Consider the following 19351-nt stretch of genomic DNA (forward strand, 5'->3'; position numbering starts at 1 on the left):
GGCGGCCGGTCGGACCGGCCGCCCCCTCGTGGGCGAGTACTACGGCTGCGGAGTGGCGTGCGGCGTGCACGTCACGTCGGCGGCGTCCGTCTTGCCGGTGAGCAGGTAGGAGTCCACCCGCCCGTTGATGCACGGGTTGACCAGTCCGGTCACACCGTGCGAGCCCGCGCCCTGCTCGGTGATCAGGCGGGAGCCCTTGAACCGCTTGTGCAGCTCGACGGCACCGACGTACGGGGTGGCGGCGTCATTGGTGGACTGCACGATGAGGACGGCGGGCAGGCCCTTGCCGGTCTTCACCTCCACCGGGGACTGCTGCTTGACCCCCCAGGTGGCGCACGGAAGGTTCATCCATGCGTTGGCCCAGGTCATGAAGGGATATTCGGCGTTGAGCCGCGTGTTGTCCCGGTCCCACTTCTTCCAACTGGTGGGCCACTGCGCGTCGGTGCACTCGACGGCCGTGTACACGGCGTTGCCGTTCTCCGAGGAGATGTTGCCCGCCGTGTCCGTGAGGTCGGGGGACGCGGCGTCGACGAGCGCCTGGGTGTCACCGGCGGCGTACTTGCTGAACACCGAGGCGACCGGCACCCACGAGGAGTCGTAGTACGGAGCGCTCTGGAAGAAGGAGATCAGCTCGGCGGGGCCGACGACTCCGCCCAGCGGGCTCTTCTTCGCGGTGGCGCGCAGCTTCAGCCACTGGTCCTGCACCTTGGCGCGGGTGTCACCGAGGTGGAAGGTGGCGTCGTTCTTGGCGACCCAGTCCTCCCAGTCCTTCCAGCGGCCCTCGAAGGCGATGTCCTGCTCCAGGTTGGCCTGGTACCAGATGTTGTCGCGCGACGGGTTGACGACGCTGTCGACGATCATGCGGCGCACGTGGCCCGGGAACAGCGTGCCGTAGACGGCGCCGAGGTAGGTGCCGTAGGAGACGCCCAGGAAGTTGAGCTTCTTCTCGCCGAGCGCGGCCCGGATGACGTCGAGGTCGCGTGCCGTGTTGGGCGTGGTCATCTGCGCCAGCACGGCCTTGCCGCTGCGCTCGGCGCAGCCGTCGGCGTACTCCGCGGCCAGCTTGCGCTGGGCCCGCTTGTCGGCCTCGGAGTCCGGGACCGGGTCCGCCTTGGGCGCCTTGACGAACTCCTGCGGGTCGATGCAGGAGATGGGCGCCGAGTGGCCGACTCCGCGCGGGTCGAAGCCCACGAAGTCGTACGCCTTGGCGGTGTTCGCCCACAGCGGGGCCTTGGTGGTGACACGGCGCGGGAAGCGCATGCCGGAGCCACCGGGGCCGCCCGGGTTGTAGACGAGCGCGCCCTGGCGCTCCGCCTTGGTACCGGTGTTCCCGATGCGGTCCACGGCCAGTTTGATCTGCTTGCCGTAAGGGTGCGCGTAGTCCAGCGGGACGCTCACCCAGCCGCACTGGATCGGCTTCTCGAAGCCCCAGTCGGCCGGGCAGTCCTGCCAGTCGATCCCGGCCTTGGCGGCCCGCTCGGCGGCGATGGCCGCTCCGCGCTGCTCGCGGTTCTGCCCGTAGCTCCGGCCGTCCCGCGAGTCGGCGGTGGCCGACGGAGCAGCGACGGCTCCGGCTATCAGGGTCGCGGTGACGAGCGCTCCGGCCGAACCGAGCGCTGCCACCCGCTTCGTGGGTCCATTGGACCTCAAGTGTGACCTCCCCGTACATCGTTGCGATGGATACGGGGATCCTTTCTGCTGTGAGGTCCCTGGCAACAGACGTGACCGGTGTTCTTTACCAATCCGATAGCCGGTACGACGTGTTCCGGTGAGCGGTGAACCTGATGTGAAAGGCCATTCCGGGCAACATAGTTGACGTCACATCAGTTCACGCAGCGCTTCGTCCAGCACCCGTCGCAGCAGCAGCGCGTCGGGGGCCAGTGCCGTCACGAGCACGGCGGGTCCGGCGAGCGGGGTGAGCGCGGCGTACTCCCCGAGCGGTCGCGCCGCCGGCGCGGCCCTCTCGAACTCCGGTCGTACGACGACGAGCTGTCCGAGAGCCCGATGCCCGGCGAGGACAGCGGGCCCGTCCCAGCCGCCGGGCGCACCCGGACCGCAGGCCACCTCCTGGTCGAGCAGGGCCCGTCCGTCGCGTCGCACGGTGAGACGGCTGGTGAGCCGCCCGGGTTCCTCACCGACGCGCCCGAGCACCTGTTCCTCCCGGAAGACGAGCCGGGCGCCGGGTTCGAGGTCGACGCGCGAGGCGACGGAGAGATCGCTGCCGCCCGCGGAGATCAGCTGTTCGGGCAGCCAGCACAGTTCACCTCCGTCGGCCACGTTCAGGCGCACGTCGTAGCGGGCCTCCCCTTTTGCCTGGCCGGGCAGCGCGATGGTGGCGGCGGCCGAGCCGACCCGCAGTCGCGCGCCCGGACCGACCCGGGCCTCGACGGCGAGGTGATCCCCGCCGAGCGGTCCGCTCATCGCCCCGACCAGCATCACGCGCGCCTCGGACCCGCCGCTCCGGATCCGGCGCAGGGCGAGCGGCCCCTCTCCGTCCAGCACCGGCAGCGAGGTCCCGCCCCGGCCGTCGTCCCTGGCCTCGATCCGCGCCGTGGCGCGCACTCCCGCCGTCGTCATGCCGTCCACGCCACGAGTCGTTCCCGCACCCAGCCGGCGACCGCCGTGACACCGGCCTCGGTCCGCAACGACTGGAAGACCACGGGCAGTTCGGCCCGCTGCGCCTTGGCGTCGGTGGCCATCCGCCCCAGGTCGGAGCCCACGTACGGCGCCAGGTCGGTCTTGTTCACGACGAGCAGGTCGGCCGTCGTGACACCGGGCCCGCCCTTGCGCGGGATGTCGTCCCCGCCCGCGACGTCGATCACGAAGATCTGCGCGTCGACGAGTCCCCTGGAGAAGGTCGCGGTGAGGTTGTCGCCGCCGGACTCCACGAGGATCAGATCCAGCGGCCCGATCTCGTCCTCCAGGTCCTCCACCGCTTCGAGGTTGGCGGAGATGTCGTCCCGGATCGCGGTGTGCGGGCAGGCGCCCGTCTCGACGGCGGTGATCCTCTCGGGGGGCAGTACCGCCTCCCGCAGCAGGAATTCCGCGTCCTCGCGGGTGTAGATGTCGTTGGTGACGACGGCGAGGGACAGTTCGTCGCGCAGCGCCCGGCAGAGCGCGGCGACGGTGGCGGTCTTCCCGGAGCCGACGGGGCCGCCGAGCCCGATGCGCAGGGCACGGCGCCTTCCGTCGGGTCGTCGGGCGTCGGCACTGACCGCGGACGGCCCGTGGTGAGAGTGGTCGAGATGCACGGTGCGGCTCCAGCTTCGTTCGGCACGTTGGTGTTGGGGTGGGGTGGGGTGGGGTGGGGGTGGCAAACGGAGTCGGTGACACCCCCCGGAGGCCGGGTGCCCGACCGGTCGACGGGCACCGACACCTGCGGGCGGAATACCCCGAGGACGCGGCCCGTCCGACTTCGGGCCGCTGCCGGGCTCCTTGCTCCTTGCTCCTTGCTCCTTGAGCGTGACGTCCCGCGAACGTCCGCAAAGCGAAGCCCCTGGGGAGCCCGGAGCCGGCGGCGGGACGGTCGGCGGGCTCCCGAGGGGCCCGAGAGCCCGCGTCCGCTAGGAGGCGAAGAGCCGCACCGGCCAGGCCGCGTGCGCCTCCGCGCCGATCTCCAGCAGCGGTGCCGACGCCGCGGGAAGCGCCTCGACGCCGTCGTCGAGGACCCGCCGTGCCGCACTCGCCGCCGCGTGGGCGACGACGTCCAGTTCCGGTGCGAGCCGGGCCAGTGCGGCCGTCGCGTCGAACGGGTCGAGGCTCAGCAGCCGCACCGTCGCCGACGCGGGCCCGCTGACGCACTCGTACGCGGAGCAGTACGCGGCGTCCTCGGGCCCCAGTCCGGCGGCCCGCGCGGTCACGCCCAGCACGACCGGCTGATGCGCCCCCTTGGGGAACTCCCGCGCCAGCGCGTCGAGTTCGGCAGAGGGCCAGGTCGCCCTGGCCGCCCGCACGAGCTGCCGTCCCAGCCGCCGCGCGGTGACCCGCAGGGCGAGCGAGGGCGTACGGGCGTCGGCGGCCGCGTCCAGGGCCACCGGATCGACCCCGAGTACGGCCGCCGCGGCCAGCGCGGCCGAGACGAGTCCGCTCGTGTGCAGCCGGCCCCGGCAGAAGTCCTCCAGGTCCGCCGCCCCGGTGATCCGTCCGGCCTTGACGGCCGCCTCGGCCCCGCCGGAGTGCGCGTGCCCTCCGGCGGGAAAGCGGCCGTCGGCCAGGACGAGGAGTGCTGCCCGGGACATCAGAAGAGGAAGTAACGCTGGGCCATGGGCAGTTCGGCGGCGGGAGTCGCCTCGACGAGCTCCCCGTCGATGTGCACGGCGAAGCTGTCGGGGTCGATCCGCACGTCGGGCCGTGCGTCGTTCTCCCGCATGTCGGCCTTGGTCACCGCCCGCGTGGACTCGATGGCGACGAACCGCTTGCCGAGCGAGAGCCGCTCCGGCAGCCCGTCCTCGATGGCCAGCGGTGCCACGAAGTTGAAGGAGTTCGCGGCCGGAGCCCGCCCGATCGCCCCGAACATCGGCCGGGGCAGGACCGGTTGCGGTGTCGGGATGGACGCGTTGGCGTCGCCCATCTGCGCGTACGCGATCATTCCGCCCTTGATGACGAGGTGCGGCTTGACCCCGAAGAACGCGGGCTCCCACAGCACCAGGTCGGCGAGCTTGCCGGTCTCCACCGAGCCGATCTCGCGGGCGAGTCCCTGCGCGAGCGCCGGGTTGATCGTGTATTTGGCGACATAGCGACGTACGCGGTGGTTGTCGGCGCGGCCGTCACCCGCCAGGGAGCCCCGGCGCCGCTTCATCACATGGGCCGTCTGCCAGGTCCGCATGATGACCTCCCCGACGCGGCCCATGGCCTGGGAGTCCGAGGAGATGATCGAGATGGCGCCGAGGTCGTGGAGTATGTCCTCGGCCCCGATGGTGGACGGCCGGATGCGGGACTCGGCGAAGGCCAGGTCCTCGGGCACCGCCGGGTTCAGGTGGTGGCAGACCATCAGCATGTCGAGGTGTTCCTCGGCGGTGTTGACGGTGTAGGGCCGGGTCGGGTTGGTCGAGCTGGGCAGGACGTACGGCTCGGAGACCACGGTCATGATGTCCGGCGCGTGCCCGCCGCCCGCACCCTCCGTGTGGTACGCGTGGATTCCGCGTCCGGCGATGGCGGCGAGGGTGTCGGCGACGAACCCGGACTCGTTCAGTGTGTCGGTGTGGATGGCGACCTGGATGCCGGTGCGGTCGGCGACGGTGAGGGCCGCGTCGATCGCGGCGGGCGTCGAGCCCCAGTCCTCGTGGATCTTCAGGCCGAGGGCGCCGCCCCGGATCTGCGAGAACATCGCCTCGTGCGAGACGGTGTTGCCCTTGCCGAGCAGACCGAAGTTGAGCGGGTACCCCTCCATGGCTTCCAGCATCCGGGCCAGATGCCAGGGTCCGGGGGTGACGGTGGTCGCCTTGGAGCCCTCGGCGGGACCCGTGCCGCCGCCGACGAGCGTCGTGATGCCCGAGGCGAGGGCCTCGTCGGCGATCTGCGGACAGATCAGGTGGACGTGGGCGTCGATGGCGCCCGCGGTCATGATCCGCCCGTTGCCCGCGATGATCTCCGTCTCGGGGCCGATCACCAGGTCGGGATGGACCCCGTCCATGGTGTCCGGGTTGCCGGCCTTGCCTATGCCGGCGATCCGGCCGTCGCGGATGCCGACGTCCGCCTTGACGATCCCCCAGTGGTCGACGATCACGACGCCGGTGACGACGGTGTCCGGGGTGCCGTCCGCACGCGTGGCGCGTGCCTGGCCCATGGATTCGCGGATGACCTTGCCACCGCCGAACACCGCCTCGTCACCGGCGAGACCGGGCCCGCCGCTGCGGTCCTCCTCGATCTCGATCAGCAGGTCGGTGTCGGCGAGACGGATCCGGTCGCCGGTCGTCGGACCGAACAGATCGGCGTACGCGGCACGTGAGAGCTCAGGCATCGAGGGCACCTCCGGTCTCCCCGCGCAGTCCGGGCACCACACGGGCGCCGGCGAGCGGGACGAGTTCGACCTCGACGGGGATCCCGGGCTCGAAGCGCACGGCGGTCCCGGCGGCGACGTTGAGCCGCTTGCCGTGCGCGGCGGCGCGGTCGAAGTCCAGACCGGGATTGGCCTCGGCGAAGTGGTAGTGGGAGCCGACCTGAACGGGGCGGTCGGCGGCGTTGAGAACGGTCAGCCGGGTGGCCTCACGGCCCTCGTTGAACACGACGGGTTCGTCGGCGAAGAGGAACTCTCCGGGAATCACGGCGCTTGCCCTCCGTCAGACGATCGGGTCGTGGACGGTGACCAGCTTGGTTCCGTCCGGGAAGGTCGCCTCGACCTGGACGTCGTGGATCATCTCGGGGATGCCTGTCATGACGTCGTCCCGGGTCAGGATCTTGCGCCCGGAGGACATCAGCTCGGCGACGGTACGGCCGTCACGGGCGCCCTCGAGGATGTGCGACGTGATCAGGGCGACGGCCTCGGGGTGGTTCAGTTTCAGTCCGCGGGCCCGGCGCTTCTCGGCGACATCGGCCGCCACATGGATCAGCAGCCTCTCCTGCTCGTGCGGGGTCAGTTGCACGGCGTCCCACCTCACATCCTCGCTCCGGACCGTGCGGGGCCCGGTGGCCGCAGCCACCAAAACCCCTGGTGGCGTGGATGCGCACGCTAGTTGGCCGGAGTTTCGAGGACGTTAACCAGCCGGTGATCCCTTCCGGGCCGGGCAGGGTGGACCCCTCTGGTCCGCGATGCCGCCCCGCTTGCCCCGTTCCGCCCGACCGGGCCACGGCGGCACCCCTGGACACCGTGAGGCCGTCGGGGGCAGGACCGTATACGGCGTACCGGGCGACTCGCGGGGAGCCTCCCCGCCGACCGGTGACGGCACAGCCGCGGTCGCGTCGGCGGCCCGTGCCCCGACAGGCGGCGTTCGCCCCGTCGCGGCGCCCGGGCACACGCTTCGACGGGCAGGCGTGGCCGACAGGGCCGCCGGGGCCGCCAGGGTCCCTAGGAAGCGCTGGGCCCCCGGTGCTCCGCCGCGATGCCGAACCGCTGGCGCTCGCGGGGCGCCGACGCCACCTCCCGGACGCTGGACAGAGAGCTGATCACCTGGCCGTCCGCGGGCTCCGGGAGTTCTTCGAGGCGCTCCAGGTCGGCGGCCGAGACCAGGGCGACGAGCGGCTTGCCGTGCCGCGTCACGACGACGCGCTCACCGCCGTACACGACGCGGTTGATCAGTTCGGCGAGCTCAGCCCTGGCTTGCGTCACCGGAATCTCGTAGGCCATGACGTCCAGCTTAGACCGGGCCTCCGGCACACCGCGGGGCCCGGGATCCCCCGTCCGGCGGCGTACGGCACCGCTCGGACGGTCCCCGGACAGGGGCAGGGCCGATTTCGCTCTCAGCATGCCCCTCTTCCCCAGAGGCGTACGTCCTGTACATTTTTTACAGACGTCGATCCGAGGAGGCGTGCCATGCACAGCCCGTCCGCCCGCCATGTCCTGCCGGAGTTCACCGAACGCACGAGCTCGGGGCACCGGACCCTGGATCCGTACGCGAAGCTGCTCAGCGAGCGGATCGTGTTCCTCGGGACACCGATCGACGACACGTCGGCGAACGACGTGATGGCGCAGTTCATGTACCTCGAACACCAGGCGCCCGAGCAGGACATCTCGCTGTACATCAACTCCCCGGGCGGCTCCTTCAGCGCGATGACCGCGATCTACGACACGATGCGGTTCGTCACCTGCGACGTGGAGACGGTCTGCCTCGGCCAGGCGGCGTCGGCCGCGGCCGTCCTGCTGGCCGGCGGCGCCCCGGGCAAGCGGCTCGCCCTGCCGGGAGCGCGCGTCCTCCTGCACCAGCCGTCGGTCCCGGAGCCGGTCCAGGGGCAGACGAGCGACCTGGTCATCCAGGCCGGGGAGTTGCTGCGCACCCGCGAGATCCTCGAGGACATGCTCGTACGGCATACGGGGCAGAGCCCGGAGCGGGTCGCCGCGGACATCGAGCGGGACAAGATCTTCGACACTCCGGCGGCGCTGGCCTACGGGCTGATCGACCGGATCGTCCCGAGCCGCAGGGCCTCGCGCGAGACGCCCGGCGCGAGGTGAGCGGCCGATGATCCCGGACCTCCCCCCGCTGCCCGCGCTGACCCGCGCCGAGGCCGAGCTGATCGACCGCTATCTCGACGTGGTCGACCTGATCGGCCGAATCAACCCGTCCCGTCCCGGAGACACCTATCGCGGCCTGAGGGCGGCTCAGGCACTGGTCGGCAAGGCGGCGGCCCTGCGGGACGCTCTCGCGCTGATGCACCAGCGGGGCGAGAGCGAGGTGCACGCCCCGACGCTGGCCCAGGCCCTGCGGGTGCTCGACGGGGAGCGGCGGGCGAACCGGGTCACCGTGCCGCCCGAGTCCGGCAGTTGACGGACCCGCACCAGAAGGCCGGTCGCGCCGTGGCCGCCGACGTCCGGACCACGACTCAAACGGACCGGATGGTGTACCCCCCGTTGGCGTATTCGCCCAACCTTTCTACGACCCCTCCGAGTTGCGCAACACGCGGCATCCGAAGGCCGGATGAGGACCGTCGTCGCAGGTGCGGGCCTCATCGGCGTCCCCAACACGTGCTCGAACGGAGGGGTGTTCACTCGAACGGGTGAGTGGTGAGTAAGCCCACAAAACACCGTTTCCGCTCGGATTTTCCGACTCCCATGGGTCAAGATCCCTTCCGACGACAAGCCCCCGCCACAGCGGCGGGGCGGTCCGGGCGGACGCCGAGTCCTGCCGCCGCCCGGATGCCCGGTCGACAGATGTGGATCGGCAGGAGTGGAGGACCCAGCTAGACGGGCCGCCGGAACAGTTCCGGGCGGTCCTTGGGGTGAAGCCGCAGCTGCGGCCGGGCAACTTCGCCAGCCCGAATCCGACAGGTCATCCTTCACAGGCGGCTGACGAAGGGTTGCGCATGACTGCGCTCAATCGTGTCCCGTCGCTGTGGACCCGGGCCGGTACGGCCTCGGCCCTCACTCTTGCCGCGGTGGGCGGCAGCCTCGTGGTACCCGGCGCCGCGCCGGACGCCGAGGCGGCCACCCTTGCGACGAGGGCACTCCACGTCGCGGCGTCGAAGCACGGCTCCCCCTACCAGTGGGGCGCCACGGGACCTCACCGCTTCGACTGCTCCGGGCTCACGCTCTACTCGTACAAGAAGGCGGGCAAGAAGCTGCCTCGTACGGCCGCGGCCCAGTACAACAAGACGCACCACGTCTCGGCCTCGCGCCGCAAGGCCGGTGACCTCGTGTTCTTCCACTCCGGCCGGAACGTGTACCACGTCGGTATCTACGCCGGGAAGGGGAAGATCTGGCACTCTCCGAAGACCGGGGAAGTCGTGAAGCTCCAGAAGATCTGGACGAGAAGCGTCTGGTACGGCAGGGTCGGCTGACCTTTCGCCCGGGGCGGCGGCACGCGCCGCCGCCCCGGAGCGGGCCCTCCACGGGCCGCCCGACGCCCTCTCAGCTCCTCAGCGGCTCCAGCACCAGGACGACGCCCAGAACGGTGAGAGCGCCGCCGGTGGCCCCCGCCACGGCGCGCGCGGCACGCGGCCCGCGCAGCCACCGTCCGAGCCGGTCGACCAGGAGCGCGACCGCCGGGAACCACACCAGGGCCAGGACGACCACGATCAGCGCGAGCAGCAGCGTCCGCGGCATCACCGCGCTGCCCGCGGGCACGAACTGCGGCAGCAGGCTCAGGAAGGTGACGGGCGCCTTCGGGTTGAGCACGTTGGTGACGAATCCCTGCCGCAGCGGACGCGGGCCCACCCCCTCGGTCACGGCCCCCTCGACCGCCGGTCCGTCAGCCGCCACGCCGCGCGGACGGTACAGCGAGTGGAGTGTGCGCAGGCCCAGGTACAGCACATAGCCGCCGCCGAGCAGCTGGAGCGTCCGGAACAGCGTGGGCACGGCGGTGAGGACCGCGGCGACCCCGGCGACGGCGAGCGCGGTGTGGACGAGCAGGCCGCCCGCGATGCCGAGGGCGCAGGCGACTCCGGCTCGGCGTGAGACGAGGGCGTTGCGTACGACGACGGTGAAGTCCGCGCCCGGCATGGCGACCATCCCCGCGGCGACGCCCGTGAAGGCGATGAGCTGTGCGTCCATGCGTCCAGGCTGCCCGGAGCGGGCCTTCAGCAGGTATGTCGAATATCCTGGGCGGGCCTTAAGCAATCGTTTAGACCGGGCGGGGTGCCACCGGTCCGGGGAGGCCGCGATGTACGACCCGACACGGCTCGCGGCGCTGGTGGCGGTCGCCGAGGCGGGGTCGATCACCCGGGCCGCCGAGCGCCTCGGATACACCCCGCCGGCACTGTCCCAGCAGGTGGCGAAGCTGGAGCGGGAGGCGGGGGCGACGCTGCTCGTGCGCTCCCATCGCGGAACGCGGCTCACCGACGCGGGAGAACTGCTGGTCGTACGAGCCCGCCGGGTCCTCGACGAGATGGAACTGGCCCGGCACGAACTGGCCGGTCTGACGGGACTGTCGGGCGGCACGCTGCGGCTCGGCACCTTCCAGACGGCGGGCACCCATCTGTTGCCGCCGGTGCTCAGCGCCTTCCGCCGGGCCCACCCGGACGTGGCGCTCGCGGTCGCCGACTACGAGCCCCCGCTCGGGATCGCGGCGGTCGCGGCAGGCGAGGTGGACCTGGCCCTCACGCACACCTACCGGCCCGCCGCGCCGGTGCCGGTGCCGTCGTCCGTGGGCGTCGAGCCGCTCCTCGTCGAGGAACTGGTGCTGGTGACCGCTCCCGGCCACCTCCTCGCGGACGGTACGGCACGGCTGCCGCTCACCGAACTCGCCGGGCAGCCGCTGATCAGCATGGCCCCGCACCACCCTTCCCGGCAGGGTGTGGAGGCCGCGCTCGCCCGGGCGGGGGCGACACCGGCGGTGCTCGTCGAAACACCGGTGTACGCCCTGGTGTGCGCGCTGGTCAGTGCCGGGCTCGGGGTCGCGGTCGTGCCCGAGATGGTGGCGGCGACCGCGGCGACGCCGGTGAGCGCCCGGCTGCTGGAGCCGGGAGACCTGCGCCGCACGATCTCGGTCGCCCACCGGGCGGATGTCACGGTCCCCGCGGCCGACGCGTTCCGCGCCCTGCTGCGCGGGGCGTTCGGGCGAGCCGGAAGACACCGGCTCTCCGGCCGTCCGGAGAGCCAGGGACGACGGGACGACATCCTCTAGTACGCCTCCTGGCACGACTCCGTCAGGTCTGCGTCGATCCCGGGGTCCCGCTAGGGCTCTTCCGGCCACCCGGCCGGCACCGGCTGGACGGGGACCGTCCACGGGAGTTCGATGGAGACCGTCTTGCCGCCCTCCCGGGTCGGCACGACGGTGAGCCTGCCGCCGCACTCGGCGGCCAGCCAGCGGATGATCACCATGCCGCGGCCGTTGTCCTGCTGGACGGCCGCGGGGAGCCGCTTCGGAAAGCGCGGATGACTGTCGGTGACACCGATACGCAGACGCTCCTCCCGGTCGAGACGCACGCCGACCGTGAAGGTGGGTGACTGCCCGAACGTGTGCTGGACGGCGTTGGTGGCCAGCTCGGACACGATCAGACGGACGGTCTCGGCGACTTCGCAGTCGCCCGGCAGGCCCCATTCGGACAGCACTTCGGCGACGAATTTACGGGCCACGGAAACCGAGACCGGTTCGCTCGGCAGGGTGACGGATGCTTCCTGATGGTCTGCCATGGCGACGTTCGTCCCTTTCCCACGGGACCGGAGCCCGACACCGAGCGGATGGTTCGAGTACGGTCCCGGACTGGTGCTTGCGCCAGACTGCCATTACCGGGCCGGTCGCGGGTGCGATCCACCGACTAATGCATATATCTGTCGCTCGATGCGGTGAACTCTGCGTCGGCAGAGCATATTCGGGCGACTTGGAAGGAGTAAGGAGAACAGCCATGCAGCACGGTCCCGCGGTGCGCCGCCGCAAGCTCGGTGCCGAACTGCGCGCGCTCCGCGCGGGTACGGGCCTCACGAGCGGTGAGGCGGCCCGCCTGCTCGGCTGGCACCAGTCGAAGGTGAGCCGCATCGAAACCGGTACCAGCGGGGTGAAACCGTCCGATGTGGAGCGCCTGTTGCGCGCGTACGGCGTCGATGATCCCGAACTGCGTGAACTTCTCGTCGTGTTGGCCGGATCCGAGGGCAACGGGCGCCACCACTGGTGGCACGCGTACCGCGGTGTGCTTCCGCCCGCCTACCGCGACTTCATCAGCCTGGAGTCGGGCGCCAGCGCCATGCGCACTCTGGAGACCTCTGTCGTACCCGGACTGCTGCAGACGCCGGAGTACGCCCGCGCGGTCACGCGGGCCGCCGTGGACGGTCTGGAGGAGAGCAAGCTCGACGCCCTGGTCGAGGTGCGCCTGGCCCGGCAGGACGTCCTGCGGTCGAACCCGCCGCTGGAGCTGTCCGCCGTCCTGGACGAGGCGGTGTTGCGGCGGGAGGTCGGCGGCCCCGACGTCATGGCGAGCCAACTGCGGCGGCTGCGGGAGGCCGCCGTCCTGCCCCAAGTACGGCTTCAGGTACTGCCGTTCGCCGCCGGGGCACACATCGGAGTTACCGGGCCTTTCGTTATTTTCTCATTTCCGAACACAACCGATCTGGATGTGGTTGTTCTCGACCACTTGACGAGTAGCCTCTATCTCGAACGGAAAGAAGACCTCCAGGCCTACACCGAGGCCTTCAACGCTCTTCAGTTCCACGCCCTTTCGCCCGAGGACTCGTTGGACTACATCGCCGCGATAGGTGACGGCGCGTAAGGAGGCACGTCATGCCAGCAATGCCTCGGTACGTACCTTCCAGCACTTCACTGCACCCTGTGCGATGGCTGCGCAGCAGCCGCAGTACCGGGATGAACAACTGCGTCGAGACAGCACGCCCGAGCACCGGACCCTGGTCCGGAATGGTCGCGGTGCGCGATTCCAAGAACACGGCGGGACCCGCCCTGCTGTTCACCCCGGACGTCTGGAAGGGGTTCATCACCGGGCTGGACTGACCCCGCACGGTTCACCGCTCCGACAGATCACCGGCCGGCGGATCACCGGCCGATCGCTCCACCGGTTCACCGGTTCCGGCTGATCACGTCCACCGCGTGCTCGATCTGCTCCTCGGTGAGGTCCGCGCGGGCCGTCAGCCGCAGTCGCGAAACACCGTCGGGCACCGACGGGGGACGGAAACAGCCGACAGCGAGGCCCGCCTCGCGGCAGTCGGCCGCCCATCGCACCGCCCGTTCGGGGGACGGTGCCCGCACGGAGACGACCGCGGCGTCCGGTCGCACCGCGGAGAGGCCCTCCGCCGTCAGCCGCGTATGCAGTGCCCTGGCCACCTCGCGCGCCCGCTCCGCCCGCTCCGGTTCACGGCGCAGCAGCCGCAGCGCCGCCAGCGCCGCGCCCGCCGCCGCGGGCGCCAGACCCGTGTCGAAGATGAAGGTGCGCGCCGCGTTGATCAGATGGTCGATGACGGCCGCCGGGCCCAGGACGGCGCCGCCCTGGCTCCCGAGCGACTTGGAGAGCGTGACGGTCACGACGACGTCCGGGTCCCCCGCGAGCCCCGCGGCGTGCGGAGCGCCCCTGCCGCCGTGGCCCAGGACACCGAGCCCGTGCGCGTCGTCGACGATGAGTCCGGCACCGTACTCCCGGCAGGCCAGGGCGAGTTCGGCGAGCGGGGCAGCGTCGCCGTCCACCGAGAAGACCGTGTCGGAGACCGTGACCGCGGGTCCGTCGTGGGTGCCGAGCGCCTTGCGCACGGCGTCGGGGTCCCCGTGGGAGACCACCTGTGTGGTGCCGCGGGCGAGCCGGCAGCCGTCGATCAGTGAGGCGTGGTTGCCGGCGTCGGAGACGACCAGCGAGCCGTGCGGCGCGAGCGCGGTGACGGCGGCGAGGTTGGCCGCGTAGCCCGAGGACAGGACCAGCGCGGACTCGAAGCCGCAGAAGTCGGCCAGTTCGCGTTCCAGCTCGCCGTGGAGTTCGGTGGTGCCGGTGACGAGCCGGGAGCCCGTCGCGCCGCCGCCCCACGTACGCGCGGCACGGGCGGCGCCCTCGGTGACCTCAGGATGGCGAGCGAGCCCGAGGTAGTCGTTGCTCGCGAGGTCGAGGAGCGGCGAGTCCGCGGGACGCGGGCGCAGCGTTCGTACGAGTCCGGCCCTGCGGCGCGCCTCGGCCTGCTCGTCGATCCAGCCGAACGCCATGTGTCCTCCGGGTCTCGCCGCATGCGCGGTGGCGGTGTTTTGTAGGCAGTGCACAGACCCTAGCGGTCGCTCCGCGGGCCCATGATGTGGCAATACCCACACGTCGAACCATCTCTGTTGTGCAAACTCTCCTTGGCCGGAAGCGGTCGCATAGGCCAGGATCGGACCTCATGGACCTGCTGAACACGCTGGTGGACAAGGGGCTTCGGCGCGAGCTGCCGACCCGCGACGAGGCGCTGGCCGTACTGGCCACCTCCGACGACGACGTACTCGACGTGGTGGCCGCGGCCGGCAAGGTGCGCCGTCACTGGTTCGGGCGACGGGTGAAACTGAACTATCTCGTCAACCTGAAGTCGGGCCTGTGCCCGGAGGACTGCTCGTACTGCTCGCAGCGTCTGGGCTCCACGGCCGGCATCCTCAAGTACAGCTGGCTCAAGCCCGACGAGGCCTCCCGTGCCGCGGCGGCCGGGCTGGCCGGTGGCGCCAAGCGGGTCTGCCTGGTGGCCAGCGGGCGCGGCCCTACGGACCGTGACGTGGACCGGGTCTCCGACACGATCAAGGCGATCAAGGACCAGAACGAGAACGTCGAGGTGTGCGCCTGCCTCGGCCTGCTCTCCGACGGCCAGGCCGAGCGGCTGCGCGCGGCGGGCGCGGACGCCTACAACCACAACCTGAACACGTCCGAGGGAACGTACGGGGAGATCACGACCACCCACACGTACGCCGACCGGGTGGACACCGTCCAGAAGGCGCACGCGGCGGGGCTGTCCGCCTGCTCGGGTCTGATCGCGGGCATGGGCGAGTCGGACGAGGACCTCGTCGACGTCGTGTACGCGCTGCGCGAGCTCGACCCCGACTCCGTTCCGGTGAACTTCCTGATCCCGTTCGAGGGAACCCCGCTCGCCAAGGAGTGGAACCTCACCCCGCAGCGCTGTCTGCGGATCCTCGCGATGGTCCGCTTCGTGTGCCCGGACGTCGAGGTCCGGATCGCGGGCGGCCGCGAGGTGCATCTGCGCACGCTCCAGCCGCTGGCCCTGCACCTCGCCAACTCGATCTTCCTCGGTGACTACCTCACCAGCGAGGGCCAGGCGGGCAAGGCCGACCTGGAGATGATCGCGGACGCCGGCTTCGAGGTGGAGAACGCGGGCGAGGTGACGCTGCCGGAGCACCGCGCGCCGTCGGGCGGCGGCTGCGGATCGCACGCGGAAGCCGGGTGCGGATCGCACGACGGCGCCGGGTGCGGATCGCACGCGGAGGCCGGTTGCGGGACCCACGAGGGCGGCGGCGTCTGCGGCTCCGTGCCCGCGGCTCCGGCCGAGGTGCCCGCGGCTGTCGCCGAGGCGCCCGCCGACGCCCGTACGGACCTGGTCTCCGTGCGTCGCCGCGGTGCCGGAACGGACCTCGCGCCCAATGCCTGAGCTGTCCGTGCGGGAACTGCTCGACCTCGACCGGCAGCACGTCTGGCATCCGTACGGGCCCATGCCCGGCCGCCAGGATCCGCTGGTCGTGGAGTCGGCGAGCGGGGTCCGGCTGCGGCTGGCCGACGGCACGGGCGAACTGATCGACGGCATGTCGTCCTGGTGGTCGGCCATCCACGGCTACAACCACCCGGTCCTGAACGACGCGGCACGCGGCCAGCTGGAGCGGATGAGCCATGTCATGTTCGGCGGGCTCACCCACGAGCCCGCCGTCCGGCTGGCGAAGCTGCTGGCCGACATCTCGCCGGAGGGTCTGGAGCACGTCTTCCTCGCCGACTCCGGCTCGGTGGCGGTCGAGGTCGCCGTCAAGATGTGCCTCCAGCACTGGCGCTCGCTCGGCCGTCCGGGCAAGCAGCGGCTGCTGACCTGGCGGGGCGGCTATCACGGGGACACCTGGCAGCCCATGTCGGTGTGCGACCCCGAGGGCGGGATGCACGAGCTGTGGCAGGGCGTGCTCCAGCGCCAGGTCTTCGCCGACGCGCCGCCGGCCGGGTACGAGGAGTCGTACGCGGACCGGCTGCGCGAACTCGTCGGGCGGCACGCCGACGAGCTCGCCGCCGTCATCGTGGAACCGGTGGTGCAGGGCGCGGGCGGGATGCGCTTCCACTCCCCCGCGTATCTGCGGGTGCTGCGCGAGGCCTGCGACGAGCACGACGTCCTGCTGGTGTTCGACGAGATCGCGACGGGTTTCGGCCGTACGGGTGAGCTGTTCGCCGCGGACCACGCGGGGGTGACCCCGGACGTGATGTGTGTCGGCAAGGCGCTGACCGGCGGATATCTGACGATGGCGGCGACGCTGTGCACCTCGCGGGTGGCCGACGGCATCTCGCGCGGTGAGGTCCCGGTGCTCGCGCACGGCCCGACCTTCATGGGCAATCCGCTCGCCGCCGCGGTGGCGTGCGCCTCGATCGACCTGCTGCTGGGCCAGGACTGGCGGACCGAGGTGAAGCGGATCGAGGCCGGTCTGCGGGAGGGCCTCGCGGAGGCCGCCTCGCTGCCGGGCGTCCGGGACGTGCGCGTGCTCGGCGCGATCGGAGTCGTCCAGCTCGACCACGAGGTGGACATGAAGGCGGCGACGGCGGCCGCGGTGCGCGAGGGCGTGTGGCTGCGGCCGTTCCGCGACCTCGTCTACACGATGCCGCCGTACGTCACCGGCGACACGGATCTGGCACGGATCGCCCGCGCGGTGTGCGCGGCGGCGCGGGAGGGCTGAGATGACGGTACTGGTGATCACGGGTACGGGCACGGAGGTGGGCAAGACGGTCGTCACGGCCGCCGTCGCCGCCACGGCTCTCGCGGCCGGGCGGTCCGTGGCCGTCCTGAAGCCCGCGCAAACGGGTGTACGACCGGACGAGCGCGGCGACGCGGACGAGGTGGCCCGGCTCGCCGGTGCCGTCACGACCCTCGAACTGGGCCGCTACCCCGAGCCGTTGGCGCCCGCGACGGCCGCCCGGCGGGCCGGACTGGCGGCCGTGTCCCCGCAGTCGGCGGCGGAGGCCGCGGCGAAGCTCGCCACCGAGCACGACCTGGTGCTGGTCGAGGGCGCGGGCGGTCTGCTCGTCCGGATGGACCACGAGGACGGGACGCTAGCGGACGTGGCCCGGCTGCTGGACGCACCCGTGCTGGTCGTCGCTTCCGCGGGGCTGGGCACGCTCAACACGACGGAACTGACGGCCCGTGAACTGCGGCTGCGGGAGCTGGAGTTCGCGGGGGTCGTGATCGGGAGCTGGCCGGACTCCCCCGATCTGGCGATGCGGTGCAATCTCGCGGACCTCCCGGCCGTGTCCGGGGCGCCCCTGCTGGGCGCGGTCCCGGCGGGCGCGGGTGGCCTCTCGCCCGCGGACTTCCGTGCCGGAGCGCCGAGTTGGCTGGATCACCGGCTGGGCGGACGCTGGAACGCCGGGGTCTTCACGGCGGCGCACACAGCCTGAGCCGCCGCCGCACGTCCCTGTCACCGGCGACAGGTGACCCGTCACCGGTCACCCGTCACCAGCCATCGGCACGTCACCGGTCGCGACACACCACTCGCGGCGGCCCGCGTCGCGCGTCCGTCAGCGGTCACGGGTAACCCGGCGACCGCCGCGTTGTCGCGCGTCGCGCGTCCGTCCGGCAGTCACCGGTGACCGGGCAACCGCCGCGGGTTCGGCCGTGACCGGGTTCCCGGTCGGGTGAACCCGTCTCGTACGCGACGCGCGGCGCGTGCGGTGGACCTCCCGGGGGGACAATCCCGGTGAACCCTGTCTCCCGGGAGGTCCGAAATGCCGTTCAAGCCGCTCCGGCCGGCCGGCCCCGGCAAGGTCTCCGCGCACGCCGTGCACCATCCGGTGTTCGCCCGCTACTACGCCCGCTTCAGCACCGGCGCCGAGACCCGGATGGGGATCGGCCGGCTGCGTGAACGGCTGCTCGCCGGACTGTCCGGGCGGGTGATCGAGATCGGCGCGGGCAACGGCCTGAACTTCGCCCACTATCCCGGCACCGTCTCGGAGGTCGTCGCCATCGAACCCGAGCGGCTGCTGCGGCAGTTGGCGGTGGAGGCGGCTATGCGCTGCGAGGTGCCCGTCGATGTGGCCCCGGGTGCCGCGGAGGCCCTGCCGGTCAAGAGCGAGGCCTACGACGCCGCCGTGCTCTCGCTGGTGCTGTGCAGCGTGCGGGACGTACCGAAGGCGCTCTCCGAGGTGCGGCGGGTACTGCGCCCCGGCGGCACGGTGCGGTTCTTCGAGCACGGCCGGGGCGGCGGACGGGTCATGGGGTCCGTCCAGCGGGGCCTGGACGCCACGGTGTGGCCGCGGCTGTGCGGCGGCTGTCACGTGGCCCGCGAACCGATCGCCGCACTGCGTGAGGCGGGGTTCGAACTGGGCCCGTACCGACGGCTGTTGATGCCGGAGAAGGGGCCACGCCTGCCCACGTCGTACTGCGTCCTGGGCACGGCCCGTCGGCCGCTCGACTGACGAGCGCACCCCCGGCGCCCAGGACACCGGGTGTCACAGACTCCAGCGACGCAGTTCGTCGGCGATCTCGTGCACGGTGGCCTCGCCGCTCTTCACCAGGCGGGCCAGTTCCCGCACCTGTTCGGGCGAGGTGACGACCTTCAGGCCGCTGGCGACGAGATAGGCGTAGGCGACGGCCGAGGCGAACATCGCGTTGGAGCGTTCGAGCGCCGGGACGTGCAGCAGGAGCTGGAGCAGCGCGGCGGCGCGGGCGTGCGGGCTGTCGTAGACGGGAATGCCGAGGATCTCCGCCTCGTGCCGGCTGACCGCGGCGACGAGGGATCCCCAATCGGTGACCTGGGGGTCTCCGGGTGTCTTCTGTTCGGCGATCATGAGGAGCCAGGCAAGATCGACTCTGAGACTGCTCAAGGGATCAACGACGACCTTCGCTGGTGCCTTCGCGGTCCGCGCCGAACTCCTCGACGAAGACGGACTCGTACTGCTTCATGAAATCGGCGGCGGCTTCCACGAAGGTGTGGCCCACTTCCCCGGTGTCCTGCCGGACCAGTTCCTCGATATAGCGGTTCACGCTCATCCCCCGTTCCAGGGCGCGCTCCCGAGCGGCCCTCGCGGTGCCTTCGTCCACCCGGACGTTCAGCTGAGTCTTCGCCATCCTTCGAAGCTAGCGCGATATCGCTAGCACCGGCAAGAGGGCCTGGTCCAGGGTGGA

23 protein-coding genes and 1 riboswitch are annotated in these 19351 nt (G+C 71.6%); of the genes, 10 read left to right on the top strand and 13 right to left on the bottom strand.

Features of this window, described 5'->3' with window-relative positions:
- Window positions 1-39 precede the first annotated feature (39 nt).
- The 8 genes from OG410_RS07570 to OG410_RS07605 all read right to left on the bottom strand — a co-directional run bounded on the left by OG410_RS07570 (window position 40) and on the right by OG410_RS07605 (window position 7282).
- Window positions 40-1650, bottom strand: coding sequence for an alpha/beta hydrolase (locus OG410_RS07570; RefSeq protein WP_329298419.1), 1611 nt, complete (start codon window positions 1648-1650; stop codon window positions 40-42).
- 168 nt (window positions 1651-1818) lie between these two features.
- Window positions 1819-2577, bottom strand: coding sequence for an urease accessory protein UreD (locus OG410_RS07575; protein WP_329298420.1), 759 nt, complete (start codon window positions 2575-2577; stop codon window positions 1819-1821).
- On the bottom strand, window positions 2574-3251 hold the full coding sequence (ureG, locus tag OG410_RS07580; protein WP_329298421.1) for an urease accessory protein UreG: 678 nt from the start codon (window positions 3249-3251) through the stop codon (window positions 2574-2576). Before ureG ends, OG410_RS07575 begins: the two co-directional genes overlap by 4 nt.
- 312 nt (window positions 3252-3563) lie before the next feature.
- Complete coding sequence (locus OG410_RS07585; RefSeq protein ID WP_329298422.1) at window positions 3564-4238, bottom strand: urease accessory protein UreF; 675 nt, start codon at window positions 4236-4238, stop codon at window positions 3564-3566.
- Window positions 4238-5959: an urease subunit alpha gene (locus OG410_RS07590; RefSeq protein WP_329298423.1), complete on the bottom strand. Its 1722-nt coding sequence runs from the start codon at window positions 5957-5959 to the stop codon at window positions 4238-4240. Before OG410_RS07590 ends, OG410_RS07585 begins: the two co-directional genes overlap by 1 nt.
- Window positions 5952-6263, bottom strand: coding sequence for an urease subunit beta (locus tag OG410_RS07595; RefSeq protein WP_329298424.1), 312 nt, complete (start codon window positions 6261-6263; stop codon window positions 5952-5954). The genes OG410_RS07590 and OG410_RS07595 overlap by 8 nt, the downstream gene beginning before the upstream one ends.
- Before the next feature lie 15 nt (window positions 6264-6278).
- Window positions 6279-6581: an urease subunit gamma gene (locus tag OG410_RS07600; protein ID WP_326789136.1), complete on the bottom strand. Its 303-nt coding sequence runs from the start codon at window positions 6579-6581 to the stop codon at window positions 6279-6281.
- A gap of 422 nt (window positions 6582-7003) precedes the next feature.
- Complete coding sequence (locus tag OG410_RS07605; RefSeq protein WP_329298425.1) at window positions 7004-7282, bottom strand: type II toxin-antitoxin system Phd/YefM family antitoxin; 279 nt, start codon at window positions 7280-7282, stop codon at window positions 7004-7006.
- Between the two features lie 186 nt (window positions 7283-7468).
- Between OG410_RS07605 and OG410_RS07610 the strand changes: the two genes are divergently transcribed.
- The 3 genes from OG410_RS07610 to OG410_RS07620 all read left to right on the top strand — a co-directional run bounded on the left by OG410_RS07610 (window position 7469) and on the right by OG410_RS07620 (window position 9426).
- Complete coding sequence (locus tag OG410_RS07610) at window positions 7469-8104, top strand: ATP-dependent Clp protease proteolytic subunit (RefSeq protein ID WP_329298426.1); 636 nt, start codon at window positions 7469-7471, stop codon at window positions 8102-8104.
- 7 nt (window positions 8105-8111) lie between these two features.
- The gene (locus OG410_RS07615) at window positions 8112-8417 is read left to right on the top strand and encodes a hypothetical protein (RefSeq protein WP_326789133.1); all 306 of its coding nucleotides are present in this window, start codon (window positions 8112-8114) and stop codon (window positions 8415-8417) included.
- A 367-nt stretch (window positions 8418-8784) separates the two neighbouring features.
- A riboswitch (cyclic di-AMP (ydaO/yuaA leader) is annotated at window positions 8785-8949 on the top strand.
- Between the two features lie 3 nt (window positions 8950-8952).
- Entirely contained in the window at window positions 8953-9426 is a 474-nt protein-coding gene (locus OG410_RS07620) for a C40 family peptidase (protein WP_329298427.1), read from the top strand.
- Window positions 9427-9496: 70 nt separating this feature from the next.
- Here OG410_RS07620 and OG410_RS07625 read toward each other — a convergent pair whose 3' ends face one another.
- The gene (locus OG410_RS07625; protein WP_329298428.1) at window positions 9497-10138 is read right to left on the bottom strand and encodes a LysE family translocator; all 642 of its coding nucleotides are present in this window, start codon (window positions 10136-10138) and stop codon (window positions 9497-9499) included.
- Window positions 10139-10247: 109 nt separating this feature from the next.
- On the opposite strand from OG410_RS07625, the gene OG410_RS07630 reads away from it, so the two are divergent.
- Window positions 10248-11210 (top strand): LysR family transcriptional regulator, encoded by a 963-nt coding sequence (locus OG410_RS07630; RefSeq protein WP_329298429.1) that lies wholly within the window; start codon window positions 10248-10250, stop codon window positions 11208-11210.
- Window positions 11211-11260: 50 nt separating this feature from the next.
- Here the strand turns inward: OG410_RS07630 and OG410_RS07635 are convergent, their stop codons facing one another.
- Window positions 11261-11719, bottom strand: coding sequence for an ATP-binding protein (locus OG410_RS07635; RefSeq protein WP_326789129.1), 459 nt, complete (start codon window positions 11717-11719; stop codon window positions 11261-11263).
- A 212-nt stretch (window positions 11720-11931) separates the two neighbouring features.
- On the opposite strand from OG410_RS07635, the gene OG410_RS07640 reads away from it, so the two are divergent.
- Together OG410_RS07640 and OG410_RS07645 are read left to right on the top strand one after the other, a co-directional pair.
- Window positions 11932-12789 (top strand): helix-turn-helix domain-containing protein, encoded by an 858-nt coding sequence (locus OG410_RS07640; RefSeq protein WP_329298430.1) that lies wholly within the window; start codon window positions 11932-11934, stop codon window positions 12787-12789.
- An 11-nt stretch (window positions 12790-12800) separates the two neighbouring features.
- The gene (locus tag OG410_RS07645) at window positions 12801-13025 is read left to right on the top strand and encodes a DUF397 domain-containing protein (RefSeq protein ID WP_329298431.1); all 225 of its coding nucleotides are present in this window, start codon (window positions 12801-12803) and stop codon (window positions 13023-13025) included.
- 66 nt (window positions 13026-13091) lie between these two features.
- Here OG410_RS07645 and OG410_RS07650 read toward each other — a convergent pair whose 3' ends face one another.
- Window positions 13092-14216 carry an 8-amino-7-oxononanoate synthase gene (locus tag OG410_RS07650; RefSeq protein ID WP_329298432.1) on the bottom strand — a complete coding sequence of 375 codons (1125 nt, stop codon included), beginning with the start codon at window positions 14214-14216 and terminating at the stop codon, window positions 13092-13094.
- Between the two features lie 170 nt (window positions 14217-14386).
- On the opposite strand from OG410_RS07650, the gene bioB reads away from it, so the two are divergent.
- From bioB to OG410_RS07670, 4 genes are all read left to right on the top strand, one after another.
- Window positions 14387-15634, top strand: coding sequence for a biotin synthase BioB (gene bioB, locus OG410_RS07655; protein ID WP_329298433.1), 1248 nt, complete (start codon window positions 14387-14389; stop codon window positions 15632-15634).
- Entirely contained in the window at window positions 15627-16907 is a 1281-nt protein-coding gene (locus OG410_RS07660; RefSeq protein ID WP_329298434.1) for an adenosylmethionine--8-amino-7-oxononanoate transaminase, read from the top strand. The genes bioB and OG410_RS07660 overlap by 8 nt, the downstream gene beginning before the upstream one ends.
- A gap of 1 nt (window position 16908) precedes the next feature.
- On the top strand, window positions 16909-17625 hold the full coding sequence (gene bioD / locus OG410_RS07665; protein ID WP_329298435.1) for a dethiobiotin synthase: 717 nt from the start codon (window positions 16909-16911) through the stop codon (window positions 17623-17625).
- A 327-nt stretch (window positions 17626-17952) separates the two neighbouring features.
- A complete protein-coding gene (locus OG410_RS07670) occupies window positions 17953-18642 on the top strand; it encodes a class I SAM-dependent methyltransferase (protein ID WP_329298436.1) in 690 nt (229 codons plus the stop codon).
- 33 nt (window positions 18643-18675) lie between these two features.
- On the opposite strand, the gene OG410_RS07675 is transcribed toward OG410_RS07670, so the two are convergent.
- Window positions 18676-19050: a fic family toxin-antitoxin system, toxin component gene (locus OG410_RS07675; RefSeq protein ID WP_329298437.1), complete on the bottom strand. Its 375-nt coding sequence runs from the start codon at window positions 19048-19050 to the stop codon at window positions 18676-18678.
- 4 nt (window positions 19051-19054) lie between these two features.
- Entirely contained in the window at window positions 19055-19294 is a 240-nt protein-coding gene (locus tag OG410_RS07680) for a toxin-antitoxin system HicB family antitoxin (protein WP_326789120.1), read from the bottom strand.
- Between the last annotated feature and the right edge of the window lie 57 nt (window positions 19295-19351).

Source organism: Streptomyces sp. NBC_00659, assembly GCF_036226925.1.
Taxonomy (GTDB): Bacteria; Actinomycetota; Actinomycetes; order Streptomycetales; family Streptomycetaceae; genus Streptomyces.